The following is a 16,617-nucleotide window of genomic DNA, read 5'->3' as shown; positions in this document are numbered from 1 at the left end:
TTATTTAAAATGAAGAAAAAATTACTAACAGTTGCAGTACTTGGTTTAATGACAAGTTCGGCACTTCAGGCGCAGAATTGTACCGGAACTCACATCAGTTGTTTCACATCTATCGTTCCGACAGCTCAGACAAATAAATTACTTATTCCTGCTGAGCATAAATACCAGCTGATCTTAAAAGAAGGTGATAATTATACAGAAGGAGGTGGTCTTGTAGGAGGTCAGAACGACTTTACGGGATATGTTCCGATTACGGGAAGCAGCACAAACGGTTATCTTTCAGTAAACCATGAAACCAACCCGGGAGGTGTTACAATGGCTGAAATTAACTATAACGCTACAACAAAACTTTGGCAGCTGACAAGATCAAGAGGAGTGAATTTCTCGGGATCAAGCTTAGTTCAGACCATCAGAAACTGTTCAGGAGGTGTTACACCTTGGGGAACTATTGTTACAGCAGAAGAGCAGACAACTGCGAGCGACGTAAATGTTGATGGATACAAGGATTACGGATGGCTGGTAGAGATCGATCCTGCTACAGCACAGGTTATTTCTCAGAATACGAACGGTTCTCAGGGAAAACTTTGGCAAATGGGAATTATGAACCACGAAAATGTAGTGATAAACAATGCAGGAACTACAGCATATTTCGGAGAAGACGGTGGTACTCATATGGTTTATAAATATGTTATGGATACCCCAAATAACCTTTCTTCAGGTAATTTATATGTTTTAAAGCTGGATCAGGGTCTTAGCAATGGTAATCCTGTGGCAACAACAGCTACATGGGTGCAGGTTCCTAACAAAATTAAGGCAGATCAAAACAATACATCTGCTTTGGCACAATCTTTAGGCGGTACTTCTTTTAACGGAATAGAAGACGTTGAAATCAGCCCGTTAGATGGTAAAATCTATTTTACGGCTAAAGGATTAAACAAAGTGTACAGATTACAGGACAACGGAACAACAGCTTCTCAGGTTGAAACTTTCGTGGGAGGCCTTACAACAACATATTCTTTCACCACTCCTCAAGGGACAAAAACTGAAGCTTGGGGAGATGGTAATGATAATCTTACTTTCGACGAGCTTGGCAACCTTTGGGTGCTTCAGGATGGTGGGAAAAACTACATTTGGGTAGTGGCTCCGGATCATACACAGGCAAATCCTAAAGTAAGACTTTTCGCGTCAATGCCTGCAGGATCAGAACCGACAGGACTTACATTTACGCCGGATCATAAATTCGGTTTCTTCTCAATCCAGCATCCGGATGCTTCAATTTCCACAGATATTGATGCTACAGGAAATACAATTGATTACAGAGGAAAATCTGCTACGATCGTTGTTGCGCTTAAAGAAAATTTAGGAACAACCGGTTCATTGGGAACTATCGAGCAGAATGTAGAAAATACAGTAACCGTTTCGCCGAACCCAACTTCAGGATTGGTGAAAATTAATGCTCCGAAAGGCTTGAAAAACATCTCAGTAACAGCCTACAGCATGGATGGTAAAATTATTTACAGCAAGAAATTTACAGGTACAAATACATCTTTGAATTTAGATTTTACTTCACAGCTTGAAGCTTCCAGAATCCTGATGTTAAATGTAGAAGCAGACGGAGGATTTGAGAAAATGATAAAAGTCCTTAAAAAATAATTATTAATATTTTTACATCGCTGTCGGTAATTCATTTGCCGGCAGCTTTATTTATTATATGAAAAAGCTATTTCTTTCGGTTTTCATTCTTTCACTTTCTCAGATAAAGGCTCAGATCGATCCTATAAAATATCCGACTTATACGAATGTCGACGAAGCTTTAAAAAGCAAAGAAACCGTTTACAGCATGAGTTTCAGGGGTAAAGGATTGTTTAATGTTCCGCCTGATATCACAAAGCTGAATGCTATTTTTTTCCTGAATTTAATGGGAAATAAGCTGGAAAAAATGGATGAAGAGATATTTGCTTTAAAAGAGCTCGAAATTTTAAATGTTAACGAAAACGGCATCAGATTTATTCCCGATCAGATAGGCGAGCTTAAAAAACTAACCTCTTTTTCAATGAATCTGAATGAATTGACTTCCATTAATCCAAACATCGCAAAACTTCAACATTTAAAAGCCATTCATTTGGATGCCAATAATTTAAATGTTTTTCCAGAAGCTTTACTGGAAATCCCGACGTTGGAAGAGATCAATCTTCAGGGAAATCAGATCAGCTTTATTTCTAAAGATCTGGATAAAATTAAAGATCTGAAATTTTTAAACCTTTCTGCCAATCAGATCAATGATTTAGGGCAGCTGGAATTTCCAAAACAGTTAAAATACCTGGAATTACAGCAAAATGCAATCGTTCAGCTTCCTGAAAAATTATTCCGGTCAAAAAATCTTGAATTTTTAAATATAAGTAACAATAATATTAAAGAGATCTCACCTAAAATTAAAGGCTTAAAAATGATTGAAAGCATGAATTTAGCCAACAATAAACTGACAGACCTTCCCCTCGAAATAAAAGAATTAAAAAATCTGAAAACACTGATCCTTACAGGAAACCCGATGAATAAAACAAAAATTGAAGAATTAAAAAAAGTGATGCCTCAAACGCAGATCTATTTCTGATTTACCCTCCAACTCTCTTGGTTTTAAAACCCATTTCTTTAAGGATATCCATTATTTTATCACGGTTATCTCCTTGAATGATAATCGTTCCATCCTTTTCCGAACCACCGATTCCCAGGGTGGTTTTTATTTTTTTTGAGACTTTCTTCAGGTCTTCTTCACTTCCTTCCCAACCTTCAACGATGGTCACGGGTTTTCCGTTTCTGCCTTTCTTTTCAAATTTGCAGACCAAAGGCTCTTTCTGCTTAAATTCTTCTTTAGGCATCTCAAAATCCTGCTCTTCATGCTCAGGAAAAAGGTTTTTCAACTGATCTCGTAAATCCATAAGGCAAAATTAATAATTATTTTTATTGCAAAAAAGTCAAATCAAGTATAAAACTTTTGACTTAAAAAATATCCACAGTCATCTGTGAAATCTGTGGGAGAAAATAAAACTTGTGATCATTCGTGAAAATATTAGTGAATATTTATATTTAAAAATTAGCAAACTACAGATTTGCACAGATGATTATGTTTAAACTAAGAATAAAGAAAATGAAAATCTTTTAATAAAAATTTAAGTCTCTCAAATTCTTGAATTCATTTCAAATTAGATAAATTTGTAATACAAAAGTTTACATAATGTCGAAAAAAGCAATATTGGCAATCCTTGACGGATGGGGATTGGGAATGAATCCGGATGTTTCAGCAATAGATAAAGCAAATACACCATTTATAGATAGTTGTTATAAAAATTTTCCCCATACAACACTTGAAGCGAGTGGTTTGGCGGTAGGTCTTCCTTTCGGGCAGATGGGAAATTCCGAAGTCGGTCACATGAATCTGGGTGCAGGAAGAGTTGTATATCAAAATTTAGTTAAGCTTAATATGGCTGTTGAAAACGGGACGTTAGGCCATCAGCAGATTATCCAGGATGCATTCGCTTATGCAAAAAAAGAGAACAAAAAAGTACATTTCATCGGTTTGGTTTCAAACGGGGGAGTACATTCACATATCAATCACCTGAAAGGATTATTGACCGCAGCGCACGAATTTGGCTTGCATGAAAATGTTTTCGTTCACGCTTTCACAGACGGTAGAGACTGTGATCCACATTCAGGATTGGGTTTTATTGATGAGCTTGAGCAGCATATGAAATCTACAACCGGAAAACTGGCAACAGTTGTCGGAAGGTATTATGCAATGGACAGAGATAAAAGATGGGAACGTGTAAAACTGGCTTATGATGCTATGGTTGAAGGCGTTGGAAAACAGTCAACTGATGCTTTAGCCTCAATTCAGGAATCTTATAATGATAATGTAACAGATGAATTTCTAAAGCCTATTATCATGATCGATACCAGACAAACCGGAAATGTAGTTCCTGTCGCTAAGATTGTTGATAATGATGTTGTAATCTGCTTTAATTTCCGTACAGACAGAGGCCGTGAGATCACAGAAGTGCTTTCTCAGAAAGATTTCCCGGAATATTTTATGCGTAAATTGAATTTATATTATGTTACGTTAACCAATTACGATAAAACTTTCCAGAATGTACACGTTGTTTTTGATGAAAACGTATTGGAAGATACCATGGGAGAAGTGTTGGAAAGAAATCACAAAACACAGATCAGAATCGCGGAAACAGAAAAATATCCTCACGTGACGTTTTTCTTTTCGGGAGGGAGAGAAGAGGAGTTTATCGGGGAAAGAAGATTGCTTTGTCCGAGCCCGAAAGATGTTCCGACCTATGATTTAAAACCTGAAATGTCAGCTTATGATATTACCAACGCCATCGTTCCGGAATTAGAAAACGGAACTGCGGATTTTGTTTGTTTAAACTTTGCAAACACAGATATGGTGGGACATACAGGCGTTTTTGAAGCGGCTGTAAAAGCTGCTGAAACCGTTGATAAATGCATCGAAAAAGTAGCGACAACAGCTTATGAAAATGGTTATGCAGTATTCATTTTGGCAGACCACGGAAATTCAGATGTAATGATCAATCCGGATGGAACCCCGAATACACAACACTCAACCAATCTGGTTCCTTTCATCGTGATGGATAAAGACCATACCTGGAATTTAAAGCCCGGAAAGCTGGGCGATGTCGCACCGACGATTTTAAAAGTAATGGGAATAGAAATTCCGGAAATAATGACCGGAGATATTTTAGTTAATTAAAAATTTAATAATAATGTTAAAACAATGCCGTTATAACAAAATATAACGAGATTGATTTTTATGATTTATATCAGGCACGAATGTTGTTATGCTTTAAATAATAAAATAATTCTATCTTTGCATATTCTAACCTAAATAGTAAAAATGTATCAAAACCTTGTCAGAAAAGAAGTAATGGGAATATTGGAAAAGGAAGTAGGTTCTTTTCTGGATAAATTTTTAACGCCAATTGAGAAAATCTGGCAACCTTCCGATTACCTTCCGGATCCGTCAAGCGCTGATTTTAAGTACGATTTAGAAGAAATCCAGACTTTTGCCCGCGAAATGCCTTACGATCTTTTCGTAACGTTGATCGGTGACTGTATCACAGAAGAAGCTTTACCTTCTTACGAATCCTGGCTGATGGGTGTTGAAGGTATTGATCAGGAAAAACAATCAGTGGGTTGGGCACATTGGATCAGAGCATGGACGGGTGAAGAAAACAGACACGGAGATTTATTAAGTAAATATCTTTATCTGTGCGGAAGAGTGAATATGCGTGAAGTAGAGATTACAACTCAATATTTAATCAACGACGGTTTTGATTTGGGAACAAGCATGGACCCTTACAGAAACTTTGTTTACACAAGTTTTCAGGAAACGGCTACCAATATTTCACACAGAAGGGTAGGAACATTGGCAAAGCAGTCCGGAAACGGGAAATTAGCAAAAATGTGTGGTGTGATTGCAGCAGATGAAGCAAGACACGCAAAAGCATACAAACATTTCGTAGCAAAAATCCTTGAAATAGATCCGTCAGAAATGATCCTTGCATTTGAAGATATGATGCGTAAAAAGATCGTCATGCCGGCTCACATGATGAGACAATCCGGGCAGGCGGCAGGTGAGCTTTGGGGACATTTTTCAGATGCAGCACAAAGATGTATGGTTTATACAGGGCAGGATTATATCAATATCATGAAAGAATTGTTGGATGAATGGAAGATAGAACATGTGAAAGGTCTTACTGAAAAAGCCGAAAAAGCTCAGGAATATTTAATGAAACTTCCGGCAAGGCTTCAAAAAATTACAGATAGAATTTCAACACCTGATTTACAGTTTCAGTTTAAATGGGTGAAAAGTTAGTTCCATATTATCATTAAATTATAAAAGTAAGAGTGCCGAATGTTTTTGGCACTCTTTTTATTTCTTATCTTTGCACTTCTAAATCATAATAGAATGATGAATAATAAAAAAATTGCTGTAGATTTTGACGGAACGATTGTAGATGATGCATATCCGGCAATTGGAAAGGCAAAGATTTTTGCTTTCGAAACACTTAGAAAATTACAGGCTCAGGGATTCAGATTGATACTTTGGACATACAGACACGGAAAAACGTTAGATGAAGCGGTGGAATTCTGCAAGCAGAACGGAATTGAGTTTTATGCAGTAAATTCCAGTTTTGAAGGGGAAGTTTTTGATCCCGAAAATCAGTCGAGAAAGCTGGATGCAGATTGGTTTATTGATGACAGAAATCTTGGAGGATTCCCAGGTTGGGGTGAGATTTACAATATCATTAATGAAAGAATAGAATTCCGTGTGGAAGGCAAAGAAGTTTTAGCCTATTCAAAACTTAAAAAAGAAAAGAAAAAAGGACTTTTCTGGTAGATTTTTATAAGAAATTAGAAGCTAGACGTTAGAAATTAGTTTTTAAATCAGCTTTTAATTTTAAATTTTAATCAGAAAATATTAGATGTTATGAAAAAATGCAATAAGATTTAATCTAATTTCTAAACATCTAATTTCTAATATCTAAACAAAAAATGATTCAATTAAAAACAATAGACGAGCTTCGTCTTATGAGAGAAAGTGCCCAGTTGGTTTCCAGGACATTAGGAATGTTGGCGAAAGAAATAAAACCGGGAATCACTACTTTATATTTAGATAAATTAGCGCATGATTTTATTAAAGATCATGGGGCAGAGCCTGCATTTTTAGGATACGGAGGATTCCCTTATTCTTTGTGTATTTCTCCTAACGAGCAGGTCGTTCATGGCTTTCCAAGCAATGAAGTTATAAAAGAAGGCGATGTGCTTTCTGTGGATTGTGGAGCCGTTTTAAATGGTTTCGTAGGTGATCACGCGTACACTTTTGAAATTGGTGAAGTAAATCCGGAGACGAAAAAATTATTAAAAGTTGCTAAAGAATCTCTTTACAAAGGAATCGAGCAGTGCGTCAGAGGAAAGAGAATCGGAGATATTTCACACGCAATTCAGGCTCATTGTGAAAAAGAAGGATATGGTGTTGTAAGAGAGCTTGTTGGCCATGGTGTAGGAAGAAAAATGCATGAAGATCCACAAGTTCCGAACTACGGAAGACAGGGAAGCGGTAAAGTGATCAAAGACGGTCTTACCATTGCAATTGAGCCGATGATCAATCTGGGAACTGAAAAAGTGAAGTTCCATAATGATGGCTGGACGGTGACAACCCTTGATAATCAACCTTCTGCACATTTCGAACATGATGTAGCGGTAATCAACGGAAAACCGGTATTGCTTTCTACTTTTAAATATATTTACGAAGCTTTAGGTATCGAAACTGATGAAGAAAAGCCTTTCCAAATGGATTTTTAATGAAAAAAGTAACGAAACTTTTATTAAATAAAATTCCACGTCCGGTGCTTATTAAAATGAGCATTTGGGCGAGACCGCTTATTTATCAGTTCTTTAAAGGAGACAAATTTCAGGATCCTATTGACGGGAAATATTACAGAAAATTTTTACCGTACGGATACGGAAATCAACGCGAGAATGCATTATCTCCCGGAACTTTAAGCCTTGAAAGACACCGCCAGATGTGGCTGTATCTTCAAAATGAAACCGATTTTTTTATTAAAAACCATAAAGTTCTGCATATTGCTCCCGAACAGGAATTTTTAAGAAAATTTAAAAGAATGAGCAACCTTAATTACATTTCAGCAGATCTTTTTTCTCCGATTGTAGATGTAAAGGCTGATATTCTGGATTTGCCTTTTCCTGACGAAAGTTTTGAGATTGTTTTTTGCAACCACGTTTTGGAACATATCGAAGACGACGCCAAAGCAATGAGCGAATTATATCGCGTAATGAAACCCGGCGGATGGGGGATTTTCCAGGTTCCGATGAGAAATTCTCATGAAAAAACCTATGAAGATTTTACCATTAAAGATCCTAAAGAACGTCAAAAGCATTTCGGGCAATACGACCATGTTCGCTGGTACGGGATGGATTATTTTGACCGCTTGAGAAAAGCAGGCTTTGAAACCGAACCTAATTTTTATTCTCAGCAGTTTACAGAAGAAGAAATTAAAAAATATGGACTGAGAAAAAATGAAATCTTACCCGTTGTTTTTAAAAAATAAAAAAACGTCTCTATTTTTAGGGACGTTTATTGTTTTTATGGGTAAATTTATGTTTAAAAAATTAATGTGAAACAGCTTTTAACCCAATCACAGACCCGATTAAAGTAACGATAAAGAAAATTCTCCAGAAGCTTACCGGATCCTTAAAGAAGAAAATTCCCATTAGAACGGTTCCGACCGCACCGATGCCCGTCCAGACCGCATAAGCTGTTCCTATCGGTAATGTTTGTGTTGCTTTAATCAGTAAAAGCATGCTTATTGTCAGGGAAATTAAAAATCCTGCAAACCAGAAATACATAGTGTTTCCTATTGTTTCTTTCACCTTTCCTAAGCATGAGGCGAAAGCCACTTCAAATAATCCTGCTATAATTAAAATAATCCAATTCATTTTTAATAATTTTCTTCTGCAAAGGTCTGTATTTATAAGGAATTAAAATTTTACAATTGTTAAAAAATAAGAATAACATGAAAATTATACCTCAAATTCTCATACACTTATACCCTCAAACTCTAAAACTCTAAAAAACTCACTTAATCTCACTTCTGATCCTGCTCAAGCTCACCTGAGTAATTCCCAAATAAGACGCAATATGTCCCAGCTGCACTCTTTTTAAAAGATCGAGTTTATATTTCATGAGATCTTTATAACGCTCCAAAGCAGTTTTGAATTGTCGTGAAATAATCAATTCTTCTGTTTTTACTAATTCACGTTCAGCAAATTTTCTTCCCCAATTCGAGATATGAATATCTTCATTAAAAAGTTTTCTCAGATCTTCTGTTTTTAACATATAAAATTCACAATCTTCCAGAAGCTCAATATTTTCATAACCCGGCTTATCTTCAACATAACTTTTCATTGAAATTACGGTTTCACCCTCACTTCCAAACCAAAACGTGATGTCGTTATCTTCTGTAGTTGAATAAGCGCGTACGATTCCTTTTTTAATGAAATATATATAAGGAATTATTTTATCTGCTTCCATTAAGCAAAAATTTTTACTGTAATTTACCTCTGAAATGTATTTTTTTAAATTCTTTTTAGAAGAATCAGGTAATGGGTATATTTTATCTAATATTTGGTCAATATTCATAAAGAATGGTTTGGAATACTTTAAATTTATTTGTTTTTTACTAGCTTTTAGGAATAAAATGTGACAAATAACAAAGTTTTTTCAAAAATATTAAATTTTTATAACATAAACGTTTAACCAAAAATCTGCTATTGTCTGTATTTAACTTTTAATATATAAGTAACATTAAATTAATATAGAGAAATTATTTTGAATAGATAATTGATAATCAATGTGTTATATTGTGTTTGAATTGTAAAAATAAAAAGCTGCGAAAATACAATATTTTTTGATCTGACCAAAAAAAATTGCCTATTGCTTTGTTAATATTTAATGAAATACTTTTGCGCAAATTAATTTAAAAATGAAAAGAGCTTCCATTAAAGATATAGCGAAAATTGCGGGCGTTTCTGTCGCAACCGTTTCCTATGTTTTAAATAAAAAAGAAGGAAGCAGAATAAGTGAAGCAACAAAAGAGAAAATCCTGAATGTTGCCGAAACAATTAATTATACCCCAAACAAAATCGCAAAAAGCCTTAAAACTAATAAAAGTAAGCTGATAGGACTTATTGTTGCTGATATTTCCAATGATTTTTATTCGAATATCGCAAGAAGCATTGAAGATGAAGCCATGAAATTCGGTTATACTTTATTGATCGGAAGTTCTGATGAAACGCCGGAAAAGTTTAAAAAACTGACAGACCTTTTCTCTGAGCAACAGGTTGACGGAATGATTATTGCGCCGGTTGTGGATTCTGATGAAGCTGTTTTGAAACTGATAAAAGAAGAATATCCTGTTGTAACAATCGACCGTTATCTTAAAAATGTAAACATTCCCGGGGTGATGATCAATAATTCTGAAATCTCGGAAAGTATTTGTGATACCCTGATTAATAAAGGCTTTGAAGAAATTATTTATGTTGGTTATGATACCAAGCTTCCCCATTTGCTTGACAGACAGGAAGGTTTTGATAAACGAATTGCGGCATCAGAAATCCCTGCAAAAAACATCATGATCGATTTAAATAATATTACAGAAGATGTATATAAAGGATTGGAAGAAAGCATTGACCTTTCTAAAAAAACAGCAATTTATTTCTCAAGCAATAAGCTTGGAATTGCAGGCCTGACCTATTTGGTAAAAAACAATATCAAGGTTCCTAAAGATGTTTCTGTTATTGCTTTTGATGAAACGGAAGCTTATCATCTTTTCCCTACGGAAGTCAGCTTCGTGCAGCAGCCTTTAACCGAAATGGCAATAGAAGCGATTAAACTTCTTGATGCACAAATTAATAATTATACTCCGGACGGAAAAAAAATAACTTTTCCGGCTAAATTGATTAATAAAAATTCAGTCAAATAAAAAATTTATTTATTTAATTAAACGTTTAACCTATTATGGAAAAAGATTTTTATGTTGTTTGTTTTGGTGAAGTTCTTTGGGATATATTTCCTGAAGGTACCAGAGCGGGGGGCGCACCATTTAATGTGGCTTATAATGTATATAAAGCGGGAACAGAAGTTAAAATGCTAAGCAGAATCGGAAATGATGAGCTTGGTAAAAAACTTACAGATCAGATACAAGAATGGGGAATTACAACGGATTATATACAAATTGATCCTGAACATTCCACAAGTACCGTGATTGCAAAAATTGATCAGTATAATGAGGCAACTTATGAGATTATCAATGATGTAGCGTGGGATTATATAGAATTTTTACCTGAACATAAAGAACTGATTTCAAATGCAGAAGCTTTTGTTTTCGGCAGTCTTGCGGCAAGAAATCCAAAAACGAGAGAAACACTTCTTAAGCTGTTGGAATTTGCAAAGCTTAAGATATTTGATGTTAATTTCAGACCACCTTTTATTGATATTAATCTTATTCAGGAGCTTTTGCATAAAGCAGATATCGTAAAAATGAATAAGGCTGAAATGAGACAAATCATGAGTTTTTTAAGTGAAGAATATGCGAGTGAAGACGACAGTGCTACATTCATTCAAAATCATTTTAACATTAAGGAAATTATTCTTACAAAAGGAAGTAAAGGAGCAAGATACTTCGTTGGTGACAGAAATTATGGTTTTTCAGCCATTCCCATTACAATTGCCGATACTGTAGGAAGTGGTGATGCTTTTCTTTCCGGTTTTATTTCTAAGAGAATTCAGGGAAAAAGCCCGGAAGAAATTATGAAAGAAGCAATTTCTCTTGGAGCTTTTATTACTTCAAAATCAGGCGCATGCCCGGATTATCAATACAATGAATTCGAGAAATTCAGAGATCAAAATAATTAAATATACTTAAACCTTTAACTAAAAAAACACATTATGAATTCAGTAAAGTTTACCGAAAAAAAGTATCTGGTGGTACTTGCGTTTGTAATTTCCCTGTTCTTTTTCTGGGCGATTGCTCTTACAATGGGAGATGTTTTGAATAAACATTTTCAGAATGTTTTGCATATTTCAAAGTCAAAATCGGGGCTCGTACAGCTTTCAATTTTTGGAGCTTATGCTTTAATGGGAATTCCTGCGGGCCTTTTTATGAAGAAATTTGGCTATAAAATGGGCGTAATTTTAGGATTGACCTTATTTGCGGGAGGATGTTTCCTTTTTGTTCCGGCGGCGAATAATGCTTCTTTTGACTTTTTCAGAGTGGCACTTTTTATTCTTGCGTTAGGAATGGCAACTTTAGAAACAGTGGCTCACCCTTTTGTAGCAGCTCTTGGAGATGAAAGAACCAGTGATCAGCGAGTTAATTTCGCACAATCTTTTAATGGTTTGGGAGCTATCGTTGGTCCGTTATTGGGTGGCTTTTTCATTTTTGGAGGGGCTACTACAGAAGATACCTCGTTAGATTCTGTGAAAAGTCTTTACACCTGGATCGGGGTTGTAGTTCTTATTTTAGCGGTTATTTTCTCTTTTATCAAAGTTCCTAGCTTAAAAGATCCTCATGCGGAAGAGATTGAAATGCTTGAACATGCAACAGGTGAAGATCATCACGCTGATATAGTAGATGCCAATGCACCGCTTTGGAAGCAGAGACACTTTGTTTTTGCCGTTATTGCTCAGTTTTTTAACATTGCAGCACAGGGTGGAACATGGGCATTTTTTATCAATTATGGCGTTGAAAAAATGCACCTTGCAGAAACTCAGGCATCTTATTATTTCTCTTTAAGTATGGCAATGATGATGATCGGCAGGTTTGTAGGGACATTCCTGATGAGATATATCGCTCCGAATAAAGTATTGGCGATTTTTACAGCCTGTAATATTGTACTTTGCCTGATTATTTCTCAAAGTTTTGGCTGGGTTTCGTTTATAAGCTTAATTATGCTTAATTTATTCTTAAGTGTAATGTATCCTACCATTTTCAGTTTAGGATTAAAAAAATTAGGTGGAAAAGTTCAACAGGCTTCTTCATTTTTAGTAATGGCTATGTTTGGTGGTGCTTTTTTCACACCAATTATGGGTAAAATCGCAGAATCGGACGTTGCTCATGCTTATTTGCTGCCAATTATCTGTTATGTAATCATCATTTTGTTTGCTGTAAAGCTTTATAAACCTAAAACCATTAAATAGCAATGAGAAATAAGATTTTTAAAGGCTGTTTTTTGCTGATGATCATATGCAGTCAAAGTTCTTTCGCACAGATTGTAATTACTAATAAAAAGTTCTCTTTCGGTACAACAGGTAGGATAGGAGCCGCTTATTCACCCAATGCGGATGGCCGAACAGGTAGGCAATTGAACCTTAACAATCAAGGGTCTTTGGGAGGAAGAATGGATCAGGGAGATTATGTTGACTTTTTACCTGCATTCCATTTTCAACCGGTTGTGGGAGGTGACAGTACAAAAAGTACAAAAATTGATATGCAGGCGAGATTAAGTTTTTATTCTGGAGGAACTTTCTTGGGAAATGTAGATACAAAATCAAACCAGGGAATGATCGTTGCTCTGCCGGAAGCGTTTGTAGAAGCCAGAAATATCATGGGAAGTGACTGGGATGTTTGGGCAGGATCAAGATGGTTGAGATTTGACGATGTACATGTCGCAGATTATTTTTATTTCGATGATCATTCAGCAACGGGTTGGGGAGTAAGACATAAAAATACAAGGTTCTCCATGTTTTTCCCGGCGGCGATTGATACGGCTGCAAGCAATTCAACACCTTATTCTTTTACAAACGTTATCAGCGGAGGAAAAAATCTGATTTACAGACAGAGAGAGGTTTTTATTTTAGAACATACGATTCCGTTTAAAGACAATCAGAATAAGTTGAAATTTTTGGCAGAATTTCATGTTTTGGAGAAATCCGGAAAAAACTCTGTACAGCAATATCCTTCCGACAATGGTTGGGTTTTGGGAGCAAAATTAAATACCAATTTAAAAACAAAGCTTCCGGGATCTTTTAACCAGATTTCATTGCGATACGGTTCCGGAATTGCCAATGGTGGAGATAGCGGAAATACCCAGACATGGAGAACTTACGGTGCACCGGACGAAGTGACTCACAATTATAAAGGCGCCTATTCATTGACTGCAGTTGAGCATATTTTATTGAATCTTTCGGATAAATGGTCCGTCAATGCCTATGCTGTTTACACGCAAAGTAAAGGGGGTGCCAATAGTGACAATAAAGCAATGGATTATTATAAAAGAGAAATTTTCAATAAAAAGTCCGAATTTAACACTGGCTTTAGAGCGACGTATTACTTCAATAACTGGTTCCATATCCTTTCGGAATTGCATTATGCGGTAAGAAAAGACGGGAATCAGGATGCAGCATCAATGATGAAATTAGTTTTGGCTCCTACAATCGTTCCGACCGCGGAAAGAAGCGTTTGGGCAAGGCCACACATCAGGTTAATTGCAGAAGTTTCAAGATATAATGATCAGGCAATGAATAGCTTATATTCTCCATTTTTGGGTCAGTCCGGCGCGAAAAGATTCGGAACGTATCTTGGGGTGAGGACAGAATGGTGGGTTTTCTAAAATAAATTAAATTAATATGAAAATAAAATTTGGAGCGTCTCTTCTTTCATGGATAACACCCGTTTGGAATCCTGAAGCCGGAAAATATGCGATAGAAAAAACAGCAAATGCGGGTTTTGATTTAATTGAAATTCTATTGCCATCTTCCATGGAATTTAATGCAAAAGAAGTTAAGCAGCAGTTAAAAGATAATAATTTAGAGGCAGCTTGTTCGTTAAATCTTCCAAAAGAAGCACACATTGCATTTTACCCCAAAGCGGCAGAAAGCTTAATAAAACAGGCAATTGATAAGGCTTCGGAACTGGAAACTGACTTTTTAGGAGGAGTTCTTCATGGCGGAATCGGGGTTTTTTCCGGAAATCCGTTAACCGAAAATGAGTCAGAAATCATCGCAGAAGTATGGAGCAATATGGCAGATTATGCCAAAGAAAAAGGCGTAAATATCGGGATTGAACCAATCAACAGATACGAAACTTACGTTTGCAATACGGCAAAAAATGTTCTGGATTTAATTTCAAAAACCGGAAAAGACAATTTATTTCTTCATTTAGATACTTTTCACATGAATATTGAAGAGAATAATTTTTATGATCCGATCATTTTAGCAGGAAAAAAATTAAAACATATTCACATGACAGAATCCCACCGCGGAATGCTGGGAGAAGGTACTGTCAACTGGAATGAATTATTTAAAGCATTAAAAGAAATCAATTTTGAAGGGAATCTGGTTTTGGAAAATTTTTCATCATCCGTCCCGGGAATGCAGCAAATGGTTTCTTTATGGCAGAAATCCCCGCATAATGCACAAGAACTTGCTTCTGGAAGTCTGGAATTTATGAAAAACCATATTATTAGTTAGATCAATTTATTTGATTGGCCTTTCCTTAACCGGAGAGGCTTTTTTTGTTTTAAATCTGAAGATAGGGCGAAAGACCGATTTTGTTTTAGTAACTTTGCAGCTCGTAATATAGTTTTTATGCACAAAGCAGGATTTGTAAATATAGTTGGAAAGCCCAATGCCGGAAAATCTACCTTATTAAACCAATTAATGGGAGAAAAGCTGGCCATTGTTACCCAAAAGGCTCAGACAACACGTCACAGAATTTTTGGAATTTATAATGAAGAAGATTTGCAGATCGTATTTTCTGATACTCCCGGAGTATTGGACCCGAAATACGGTTTGCAGGAGAAAATGATGGATTTTGTAAAGGATTCTTTACAGGATGCAGATGTTTTTTTATTCATTGTAGATGTTACAGACAGATCGGAACCTTCCGAATTTTTAATCGAAAAATTAAATAAAATCCCGGTTCCGGTTTTACTTTTATTAAATAAGGTTGACCAGACGAATCAGGAAGGTCTTGAAAAACTGGTGGAAGAGTGGCATAACAGGATTCCAAAGGCTGAAATTTTGCCTATTTCTGCGTTGAATGCATTTAATACAGAGGTTATTTTACCTAAGCTAAAATCAATGCTTCCGGAAAATCCACCTTATTATGATAAAGATCAATATACAGATAAACCTGAAAGATTTTTCGTTAATGAAGCCATTCGTGAGAAAATTCTTCTGAATTATGATAAAGAGATTCCATATTCTGTAGAAGTAGTTACTGAGCAGTTTAAGGAAAAAGAAGGAATAATTTTCATTGATTCTATCATTTATGTAGAAAGAGATACGCAAAAAGGAATTATTATCGGTCATAAAGGGGAAGCAATTAAAAAAGTGGGAACAGAATCGAGAATTGATCTTGAGAAATTCTTTGCGAAAAAAATCCACCTTAATTTATTCGTAAAAGTGAAAAAAGACTGGCGAAAAAATGACAGGGATCTAAAGAATTTCGGTTATAGATAGACTAAAAGAAGCATAAAGGCGTTATATTAAAAGAGTTTTTATTATCTTTAGTCTAAATTTTCCACTTCATGAATTATTTTAACTCAAATTCTAACTCAGTATTTAGGGATATTATTTTATTAATTGTGAGGGTTTTCATTGGATTTGCAATGCTGTCTCACGGTTTTCCAAAACTTCAGATGTTATTGGAAGGCGATAAAATTGATTTCTTTAATTTTCTGGGATTAGGGCCACAGATCACTTTAATTCTTACGGTTTTTGCAGAATTTGTATGTTCTATATTTCTTATTTTAGGACTTTTTACACGCATTTCTTTGGGATTTTTGATCTTTACAATGATTATTGCTGTATTTATAGTTCATGGTGCAGACCCTTTTGAAAAACAGGAAATAGGATTAATTTATTTATCGATATATCTTCTTTTAATGGCTTTCGGAGCAGGAAAATTTTCTGTTGATTATATGATTGAAAAAAGAAAAAGAGCTTCGGATTGGTAATGAATTTTACATAAAAAATATAAAAAGCAGTGAAATTTTTACTGCTTTTTT

At 35.4% G+C, this 16,617-nt stretch carries 17 protein-coding genes; 14 read left to right on the top strand and 3 right to left on the bottom strand.

All coding sequences use genetic code 11. The features are described from left to right. The first annotated feature begins 9 nt into the window (after positions 1-9). Positions 10-1,653: an alkaline phosphatase PhoX gene (locus BLT04_RS18180; protein WP_228421996.1), complete on the top strand. Its 1,644-nt coding sequence runs from the start codon at positions 10-12 to the stop codon at positions 1,651-1,653. A 58-nt stretch (positions 1,654-1,711) separates the two neighbouring features. Continuing rightward, positions 1,712-2,611, top strand: a complete 900-nt coding sequence (locus BLT04_RS18175) for a leucine-rich repeat domain-containing protein (RefSeq protein WP_089757204.1) — start codon at positions 1,712-1,714, stop codon at positions 2,609-2,611. 1 nt (position 2,612) lies between these two features. On the opposite strand, the gene BLT04_RS18170 is transcribed toward BLT04_RS18175, so the two are convergent. Further along, positions 2,613-2,936: a translation initiation factor gene (locus BLT04_RS18170; RefSeq protein ID WP_089757203.1), complete on the bottom strand. Its 324-nt coding sequence runs from the start codon at positions 2,934-2,936 to the stop codon at positions 2,613-2,615. 296 nt (positions 2,937-3,232) lie between these two features. Here BLT04_RS18170 and gpmI point away from each other — a divergent pair, with 296 nt between their 5' ends. From gpmI to BLT04_RS18145, 5 genes are all read left to right on the top strand, one after another. Next, entirely contained in the window at positions 3,233-4,774 is a 1,542-nt protein-coding gene (gene gpmI / locus BLT04_RS18165; RefSeq protein WP_089757202.1) for a 2,3-bisphosphoglycerate-independent phosphoglycerate mutase, read from the top strand. A 144-nt stretch (positions 4,775-4,918) separates the two neighbouring features. Next, positions 4,919-5,899, top strand: a complete 981-nt coding sequence (locus BLT04_RS18160; protein WP_089757201.1) for an acyl-ACP desaturase — start codon at positions 4,919-4,921, stop codon at positions 5,897-5,899. Between the two features lie 93 nt (positions 5,900-5,992). Next, positions 5,993-6,424 carry a BT0820 family HAD-type phosphatase gene (locus BLT04_RS18155; protein ID WP_089757200.1) on the top strand — a complete coding sequence of 144 codons (432 nt, stop codon included), beginning with the start codon at positions 5,993-5,995 and terminating at the stop codon, positions 6,422-6,424. Positions 6,425-6,579: 155 nt separating this feature from the next. Next, the gene (map, locus tag BLT04_RS18150; protein WP_089757199.1) at positions 6,580-7,389 is read left to right on the top strand and encodes a type I methionyl aminopeptidase; all 810 of its coding nucleotides are present in this window, start codon (positions 6,580-6,582) and stop codon (positions 7,387-7,389) included. After that, a complete protein-coding gene (locus BLT04_RS18145) occupies positions 7,389-8,156 on the top strand; it encodes a class I SAM-dependent methyltransferase (RefSeq protein ID WP_089757198.1) in 768 nt (255 codons plus the stop codon). The genes map and BLT04_RS18145 overlap by 1 nt, the downstream gene beginning before the upstream one ends. A gap of 61 nt (positions 8,157-8,217) precedes the next feature. Here BLT04_RS18145 and BLT04_RS18140 read toward each other — a convergent pair whose 3' ends face one another. Both BLT04_RS18140 and BLT04_RS18135 read right to left on the bottom strand, forming a co-directional pair. Then, entirely contained in the window at positions 8,218-8,544 is a 327-nt protein-coding gene (locus BLT04_RS18140) for a DMT family transporter (protein ID WP_089757197.1), read from the bottom strand. Between the two features lie 139 nt (positions 8,545-8,683). Beyond that, the gene (locus BLT04_RS18135; RefSeq protein ID WP_089757196.1) at positions 8,684-9,247 is read right to left on the bottom strand and encodes a Crp/Fnr family transcriptional regulator; all 564 of its coding nucleotides are present in this window, start codon (positions 9,245-9,247) and stop codon (positions 8,684-8,686) included. Between the two features lie 343 nt (positions 9,248-9,590). Here BLT04_RS18135 and BLT04_RS18130 point away from each other — a divergent pair, with 343 nt between their 5' ends. The 7 genes from BLT04_RS18130 to BLT04_RS18100 all read left to right on the top strand — a co-directional run bounded on the left by BLT04_RS18130 (position 9,591) and on the right by BLT04_RS18100 (position 16,566). Further along, the gene (locus BLT04_RS18130) at positions 9,591-10,589 is read left to right on the top strand and encodes a LacI family DNA-binding transcriptional regulator (RefSeq protein WP_089757195.1); all 999 of its coding nucleotides are present in this window, start codon (positions 9,591-9,593) and stop codon (positions 10,587-10,589) included. 35 nt (positions 10,590-10,624) lie between these two features. Beyond that, positions 10,625-11,521, top strand: coding sequence for a carbohydrate kinase family protein (locus BLT04_RS18125; RefSeq protein WP_089757194.1), 897 nt, complete (start codon positions 10,625-10,627; stop codon positions 11,519-11,521). A 33-nt stretch (positions 11,522-11,554) separates the two neighbouring features. Next, positions 11,555-12,805: an L-fucose:H+ symporter permease gene (gene fucP / locus BLT04_RS18120; protein ID WP_089757193.1), complete on the top strand. Its 1,251-nt coding sequence runs from the start codon at positions 11,555-11,557 to the stop codon at positions 12,803-12,805. A gap of 2 nt (positions 12,806-12,807) precedes the next feature. Next, on the top strand, positions 12,808-14,217 hold the full coding sequence (locus BLT04_RS18115; protein WP_089757192.1) for a carbohydrate porin: 1,410 nt from the start codon (positions 12,808-12,810) through the stop codon (positions 14,215-14,217). A 16-nt stretch (positions 14,218-14,233) separates the two neighbouring features. Beyond that, entirely contained in the window at positions 14,234-15,076 is an 843-nt protein-coding gene (locus BLT04_RS18110; RefSeq protein WP_089757191.1) for a sugar phosphate isomerase/epimerase family protein, read from the top strand. A gap of 117 nt (positions 15,077-15,193) precedes the next feature. Next, entirely contained in the window at positions 15,194-16,069 is an 876-nt protein-coding gene (gene era, locus BLT04_RS18105; RefSeq protein WP_089757190.1) for a GTPase Era, read from the top strand. Positions 16,070-16,137: 68 nt separating this feature from the next. Further along, the gene (locus BLT04_RS18100) at positions 16,138-16,566 is read left to right on the top strand and encodes a DoxX family protein (RefSeq protein ID WP_089757189.1); all 429 of its coding nucleotides are present in this window, start codon (positions 16,138-16,140) and stop codon (positions 16,564-16,566) included. The last annotated feature ends 51 nt before the right edge of the window (positions 16,567-16,617 follow it).

This window comes from Chryseobacterium soldanellicola (genome assembly GCF_900100115.1).
Taxonomy (GTDB): domain Bacteria; phylum Bacteroidota; class Bacteroidia; order Flavobacteriales; family Weeksellaceae; genus Chryseobacterium; species Chryseobacterium soldanellicola.
The sequence above is the reverse complement of the archived record's forward strand: the minus strand, read 5'-3'. Positions and strand labels throughout refer to the sequence as shown.